This is a genomic window from Rhizobium sp. SVR5-2C (genome assembly GCF_056755115.1).
On the sequence record NZ_JBNDHT010000219.1, the window covers coordinates 1 to 6797 of the forward strand.

The following is a 6797-nucleotide window of genomic DNA, read 5'->3' on the forward strand; positions in this document are numbered from 1 at the left end:
GGTCTCGTGGATTGGCCGGTGATCGCCAAGGGAGAAGCGGCCATCAAGGCGGCGTTTGCGCAGCATCGGGCCAAGGGGAACCGGATCCTTATCGTCGACACGTTGTCGGATGCCGATCTGCGTATGATCGGCGCTGCCTGCGACGGCATGAAGCTTGTCACGGGTGGCTCCGGCATCGCGATGGGATTGCCCGAGAATTTCAGAAAGAGCGGCAAACTGCCGGCAAGGCAGGCAGTGACCCGCATGACCGCGCCGGCCGGGCGAGCGGTTATCCTTGCCGGATCCTGTTCGCTCGCAACCCGTGGCCAGATAGAGGCGGCCCGCAATGCCGGTATTGCGGCTCTCCGGCTCGATATTTCGGCGGTTGCGGACGGGAGCCAGAGTGCTGCCAAGATCGCCGACTGGGCGATTTCGCAGCCCGCCGACCGGCCGCCGCTCATTTATTCCAGCGCCAGCCCAGAGGAGCTTCTTGGGATCCAGGGAGCCATGGGACGCCATGAATCCGGGGCGCTTGTCGAGCAGACGCTTGCCGAGGTTGCCCAGCGGCTTCTGGGGAATGGCTTTGCCCGCTTCCTCGTCGCCGGCGGAGAGACATCGGGTGCCGTGATCAATGCGCTCGGGGTCAAGGCGCTGTCGATCGGCCCTGAAATCGATCCGGGCGTGCCATGGACCCGCAGCATCGGCGGTCCGGACATTGCACTTGCCCTGAAATCCGGCAATTTCGGTGCCCCGGACTTCTTCCTGAAGGCCTGGACGCTGCTTGAAACGGAGACCTCCGATGCATGAGATCAATCGTCTGCGCGAGGAGATATGCCGCACGGGGCAATCGCTTTTCGACCGCGGGCTGACCTCCGGCTCGACCGGCAACATTTCAGTGCGTCTGCCTGATGGCGGATGGCTGATGACGCCGACGAACGCTTCGATGGGGTCGCTTGATCCGGCGCGGCTCTCGCTGTTCGATGCTTCCGGCCGGCTTGTATCCGGTGACGCGCCGACCAAGGAATCGTTCTTGCATTTTTCCATGTATGGCGAGCGCGGCGATGCGGGTGCGGTTGTCCACCTCCATTCGAGCCATGCGACTGCGGTCAGCATTCTGCGCGACATCGATCCGCAAGATGTCCTGCCGCCGCTTACGGCCTATTACGTCATGCGCGTCGGGCGCTTGCCGCTTGTTCCCTATTTCGCGCCCGGGGATATGGCGCTCGCGGATGCCGTCAAGTCGCTGGCCGGGCGCCATCACGCCATGCTGCTTGCCAATCACGGGCCGGTTGTTGCGGGGACGACGCTTGCAAGTGCGCAGTTCGCTGCAGAAGAGCTGGAAGAGACGGCAAAGCTTTTTCTCATGCTGCAGCATCACGCCAAAAGGATGCTGACGCCGGAGCAGGTGGATGACCTGCGGAAGCGCTTCAACCTTCCCTAGGACCCTGCGGGCGGGCAGAACTTCACAACTACGGGAGAGCACTATGGCTGAAATGCAGGAGAAGATCGGCTTTGTCGGCGTCGGTCTGATGGGGCACGGCATTGCCAAGAACATCGTCGAAAAGGGCTATCCGCTCACAGCCATCGCTCACCGCAATCGCAAACCGGTGGAGGACTTGATTGCCCGAGGCGCGACCGAGGCGAAATCGCTGACAGAGCTGGCGGCGAATTCGACGATTATCTTTCTCTGCCTCACAAGCTCGAAGGAAGTTTCCGCTGTCATCGAGGAGATGAAGCCGGCGCTCGTCGCGGAAACGGCTATTGTCGACTGCTCGACGGGAGATCCGACGGTCACCGTTCGCCTAGCAGAAATGCTCGCCGCGCAGAATGTCCACTTTGCAGACGCGCCGCTGAGCCGCACGCCGAAGGAGGCATGGGAGGGAACGCTGGACTGCATGGTGGGTGCGCGGGATGAGGTTTTTCAGCGGATACAGCCAGTTATCTCCACCTGGGCGGCGAAGATCGTGCACATCGGCGGCATTGCCGACGGCCACCGTATGAAACTTCTTAACAACTTTATCTCCCTTGGCATGGGCGCTCTCTTCGCCGAGGCGCTCGCCCTTTCCGAAAAGGTTGGAATCTCCGTCGAGCGCTTCGATAGCGTCATTCGAGGCGGCCGCATGGATAGCGGATTTTACCAGACCTTCATGGGCTACGCTCTCGAAGGCAACCGGAATGCCCATCGCTTCACGCTGTCGAACGCCTACAAGGATCTAAAGTATCTGGAATCGATGGCGAATGACGCGACCATCGTCACGCCGCTCGCGAGTGCGGTGAAAAATTCCTATGCCGCAGCAGTGGCCGGCGGCGGTGGCGGACCGGAAGACTATGTGCCACACCTCGCAGATTTCGTCGCGCGGCAAAACGGGCTCGATAAGCCGGGCAACTAGCAATAACTTGAGCCGCATGTCGCATCGGCCGTCATTAAGCTGGAGACTGCCGCCTCCGGGCGCCTCATGGCGGCGCCGTCACGACGGCTTATGAAACCGCAGCCCATTTTTGTCATTCGTCCGGCGCTTAGTCTCTTCACGAGCCGAGGCGCCTGTATGTTGAATGGCAACTGGCGATACCGGAACGCATATCAAGATTCCAAGCAGTAACGTTCGGCAATTGAACGACTACAGACCAACAAAATCCACGGGCATACAGTACGACTGCGTCGTGATAATCTTCGGCCTCTGAAGAAATTCCAACTGATCCGGAAAGATAGGGTCCAAAGTCTGGAACAATCAAAGCCACATGGCGTTGTAATGCAGCTTTCCGTGGGAGGACAATTCAGGCTTCCGTCGTCGCCGTAAGTCGCGCAACCGAATGCGGCTCTATGGCTGGCCGCCTGATGGATTGCGATGACATTTTAATAAGCATGTGATTGTCGATGAACTTCTTATCGCACTCCCTCGCCAGGCAGTTCTGCTCGCAGGCGGCTTCGTGTCTACCCCACGATGCTGCTCGTTGGTGCTTTTTTGTCCAGGAGACGCTCAACAAGGCGCATCACAGGCGGCAGGGTTCGGGAGATGGCTTCGATGTCAGGAACGTCGCCGACCCGCCTCGGTTTAGCGGGTCGGGAAAATCGCATTGGGAGCCTGCGGGCTCGTTGAGGTGGAGACATGCGCAAGAGGTACAACGGCCAAAACGTCGCCCCGCGGATGGGAGCTGGAGAAAGCCCGATGGAAGATACGAGCCTAGCGGTGATCGATGACCACCCTCTATTCAGGGCGGGAGTAGCCAGAAGCCTTGGGGAGATGGGCTTCATTATCGTCGGCGAAGGGGGTAGCAAAGACGACGCCATCCGGATCTCCGAAGAGCTTCGCCCCGATGTGATCCTGATGGACATCTCCATGCCGGGCGGCGGCATCGATGCGATCCCTTTGATCCTGGATCGCGTGCCGAACCAGAAAATCGTCATGCTGACCGTGTCCGAAGCAAGCGATGACGTGTCAAAGGCGCTCAGCAGTGGCGCCAAGGGTTACGCGCTCAAGGGCGTCGGCTCGAAAGCACTGGCTGACATCGTTCGCGGCGTGGCGCGCGGAAAGTGCTATGTTGCACCGACGCTGTCGGCCCGCCTGATCTTGGGGCAGTTCGGATCCTCGGCTCCCAAACGGAAAGCGCTGGATCTTCTTACGGGCCGCGAGCGGGAGGTGCTTGAGTTTGTCGCTCAGGGCCTTACCAACAAGCAGATCGCTTTGAACCTTGGCCTTCATGAGAAGACTATCAAGCATCACATGACGCAGGTCCTGGCGAAGCTCAAGGCCTCCAACCGCACCGAGGCAGCGATGGCCCTGCGCGATGCAGTCGACAGGTGAGATCAAGGACCAAACAGACGTTGATCTTGTTCGCGTAGGACCAAGGTCAGACGTCTCGCCGGACCGAAGTCCAATCCCGGAACAGCTTGATGCAACTCGCGTTTTCGAACTAGCTCTGCCGCTTGCTCCTCGCAAGGAGGCCGGCCAGGGCAGAACGAAGACAAGGAGAATGTCATGAAAATCAAAATGATTGCCCTCGCCGCAGCCTCGCTTGGCCTGCTCACAGGCACTGCCTACGCACAATCGTCGACTGTCAACGGGGCTGCCGGCGGCGCTGTCACCGGCGCCATCGTTGGTGGGCCGGTCGGGGCTGCTGTTGGCGGCGTCACGGGCGCCATCGTCGGAACCATGATCGATCCCCCTCCACAACAGGTTGTGACCTATGTCCAGCAGCAGCCGATCCCGAGCGAGTCTGTCGTCGTCAGGGAGAAGGTCGTTGTCGGCCAGCCGCTGCCTGAGACTGTGGTGGTCACGCCCGTCCCGGAGAACCCGAAATACGCCTACGCTGTCGTCAACCACGAGCGTGTCATCGTCGAGCCTTCCTCCCGGAAGGTCATCCGCGTGATCAACTGACCCCCCCGACAGATGGAGAGCGGCAAACCGCTCTCCATTCTTTGGAAAGTGCCCCCGCTCAATGAAGACTATCCGTCCACGCACGGACAGCTCAACGCATGCTCGTCGAACTGAGCGTCTTGATATAAGCCGCAGTTGGCGTCACGTTGGGGCTTTGAGTTGCAAGGGGCAGGGGGAACGAAAAAGCGATGCAGCAGAAGCAGCGTCTGCCGGCCAGGAAGAGCAAGGTGACCGTCAAGGACGTAGCCTTACGCGCAGGGGTCGGCGAATCGACGGTTTCGCGCATCATGCGCAACAAGGGGCCTGTGGCTGAGGAAACGCGTGAGCGGGTGATGGAGGCCGTGCGTGCGATTGGCTACGTGCCCAACCGGATCGCCGGGTCACTTGCCTCGCTTGATTCCCATCTGGTCGGGGTGGTCGTGCCGTCACTTTCGAACATCGTCTTCCCGGAGGTTCTGCAGGGCGTCCACGCCGCGCTTCGCGGCAGCGACTACCAGCCTGTCATCAGCATCACCGATTATGACATCGACTTGGAGGAAACGATCGTCCGAGGCTTGCTGTCATGGAAGCCCGCGGCAATCCTGATCGCCGGCTTCGATCACACGCCGGCAACGCACCGCATGCTTTTCGAAAGCAACGTGCGTGTGGTCGAGATGATGGATATCGACGCCACGCCGATCGATGTCGCGGTCGGCATGTCTCACAGACGCGCGGGTTACGCGACCGGCCAGCATCTGGTGGAGCGCGGATATCGCCGGTTCGGCTATGTCGGTCATGATTGGCAAGCGGACCGGCGCGCGCGCCTTCGCTATGACGGGATCTGCGAGGCCCTTGGCGACGCCGGGCTCGGAATTGCTGCTCATGCTATGGCTGATGGTCCAAGTTCGGTCAGTGTCGGACGAGAGATGACGGCGCGCCTCTGTGCGCAGATCGCGAAAGTCGACGTCATCATCTACTCGAACGATGACATGGCCGTCGGCGGCGTGTTCCACTGCCTTGCCGCCGGTCTGCGCATCCCGGAAGATGTCGCCATCTTCGGCTTCAATGGCCTGGATATAGGCCGAGAGCTGCCTCAGCCCCTCTCGACGGTTCGCTCCAATCGGTTCCTGATCGGCCGCACCTCCGTGGAGAAGGCATTCGAGACCCTCGAGCGTCCGGCAACAACGTGCATCGTCGACACCGGCTTTGAGATTTTTCCGGGAGCCACGGCATGAATCAGCAGGCGATGACGAAGGCAGGATTTACCCGCTTTCACTGCCCGTGAGTTGATTGTCATGACGGTGTCAAGCTCCGGTACTAAACGGGCGGGTATATTGCCTCCTAGGATACTGCGTACCGCGTTTCATCACCTAACGGCCCCGCCATCGTGCGGGGCTTTTTGGCGAGAGGACTAGCCGTCGGTCAGGCTTTCATCCCATCGATCATGCCGCGTTGCTTAGTTCCATGTAAGCGGCAGCGGTCCAGGAGAAATCGAGCCCGCCGCAACCCTCGCCGATGATCGGGTCGAAATATTCGGCAAACCCGACCTTCTCGATAGCGCCTATGGTGGAGCGGCGCAGTTCGGCAGCCATCTCAGTAAGGCCGTTGCGGTTCAACCCGTCGATCAGCAGCCAGTTGATGATGGCCCACGAGGGACCCCGCCAGTAGCGCTTAGCCTCGAAACCTGAATAGGTCTTCGGCGTTGAAGGGAAGGCCACTTGCATGCCATCCGACCAGAGCGTCATTTCGGCGCTGGCTGCCGTCAGGATGTCTCGTTCGAGATCGAGTGCGAGCAGCGGAACGAAGCCGGCTTGGGTTGGGGCTTCGATGTCTTCGCCAGAAACCAGATCACGGGAGACGAAGCGCCTCAGCTTCGGCCGCCATTGCGACAGCAGTGCCGCACGGGAGCGGCTGTTCATCGCCTGCAACTCCTCTGCCTCAGCGATGCGGCCGAGTGCGCGCGCCAGTACCACGAGCTCCTCGCCGGATTTCAGCAGTATGGCTGTTGTCTGGACCTCGGCGATCTTGAAGGGTGCGACTTCCCATTGCCGCGCCGGGTTCCAGCCACAGGCCGCATAGGTGTCGACCAAATGGATGAAGCGTTTGTAGTCTTCGTCGCGCGGCCGCATGGAGGCGTCCACATGGCCGGTGTCCTTGCGCACGATGACGGTCTCGGTCGTGGTCGGCACCCGCTGCATGGCGACGTCCCAGGCAGGCGAATTGTCGCTGCCGCTTTCCCAAGGATGCAGCAAGGCCACGAGGCCGGTGCCCTCCGGGTCTCGGGCCGCATACCACCAGCGATGCCAGGCAAGGGCGGCCTCAAACAGCGGCATCGAGCGCTGCGCGGCGTTCTCAAGGCCACTGGCAACTGCCGCATCGTGGACGCGTTTCAAGGCCATGCCAAAGACCGGCGGCTGGGTGATGCCTGAGGTGGGCACACTGTGGGACGTGCGCCAGACGGCC

At 60.9% G+C, this 6797-nt stretch carries 7 protein-coding genes; 6 read left to right on the forward strand and 1 reads right to left on the reverse strand.

The genetic code is table 11. The annotated features are described in order from the left end of the window. The 6 genes from ACPYOI_RS33930 to ACPYOI_RS33955 all read left to right on the forward strand — a co-directional run. The coding region (locus tag ACPYOI_RS33930) for a four-carbon acid sugar kinase family protein (protein WP_481424007.1) at nucleotides 1-786 on the forward strand (786 nt) is incomplete at its 5' end. Continuing rightward, nucleotides 779-1420 (forward strand): 3-oxo-tetronate 4-phosphate decarboxylase, encoded by a 642-nt coding sequence (otnC, locus tag ACPYOI_RS33935; protein WP_481414403.1) that lies wholly within the window; start codon nucleotides 779-781, stop codon nucleotides 1418-1420. The genes ACPYOI_RS33930 and otnC, both read left to right, overlap by 8 nt. A 43-nt stretch (nucleotides 1421-1463) precedes the next feature. Continuing rightward, the gene (locus ACPYOI_RS33940) at nucleotides 1464-2369 is read left to right on the forward strand and encodes an NAD(P)-dependent oxidoreductase (protein WP_481424008.1); all 906 of its coding nucleotides are present in this window, start codon (nucleotides 1464-1466) and stop codon (nucleotides 2367-2369) included. A gap of 777 nt (nucleotides 2370-3146) precedes the next feature. After that, a complete protein-coding gene (locus tag ACPYOI_RS33945; RefSeq protein WP_481414401.1) occupies nucleotides 3147-3782 on the forward strand; it encodes a response regulator in 636 nt (211 codons plus the stop codon). Between the two features lie 174 nt (nucleotides 3783-3956). Continuing rightward, entirely contained in the window at nucleotides 3957-4355 is a 399-nt protein-coding gene (locus ACPYOI_RS33950; protein ID WP_481414400.1) for a DUF1236 domain-containing protein, read from the forward strand. Nucleotides 4356-4543: 188 nt separating this feature from the next. Continuing rightward, nucleotides 4544-5569 (forward strand): LacI family DNA-binding transcriptional regulator, encoded by a 1026-nt coding sequence (locus tag ACPYOI_RS33955; RefSeq protein WP_481424009.1) that lies wholly within the window; start codon nucleotides 4544-4546, stop codon nucleotides 5567-5569. 207 nt (nucleotides 5570-5776) lie between these two features. Here the strand turns inward: ACPYOI_RS33955 and ACPYOI_RS33960 are convergent. Continuing rightward, nucleotides 5777-6797, reverse strand: a 1021-nt coding sequence (locus tag ACPYOI_RS33960) for an MGH1-like glycoside hydrolase domain-containing protein (protein WP_481424010.1), incomplete at its 5' end; no start/stop codon positions are given.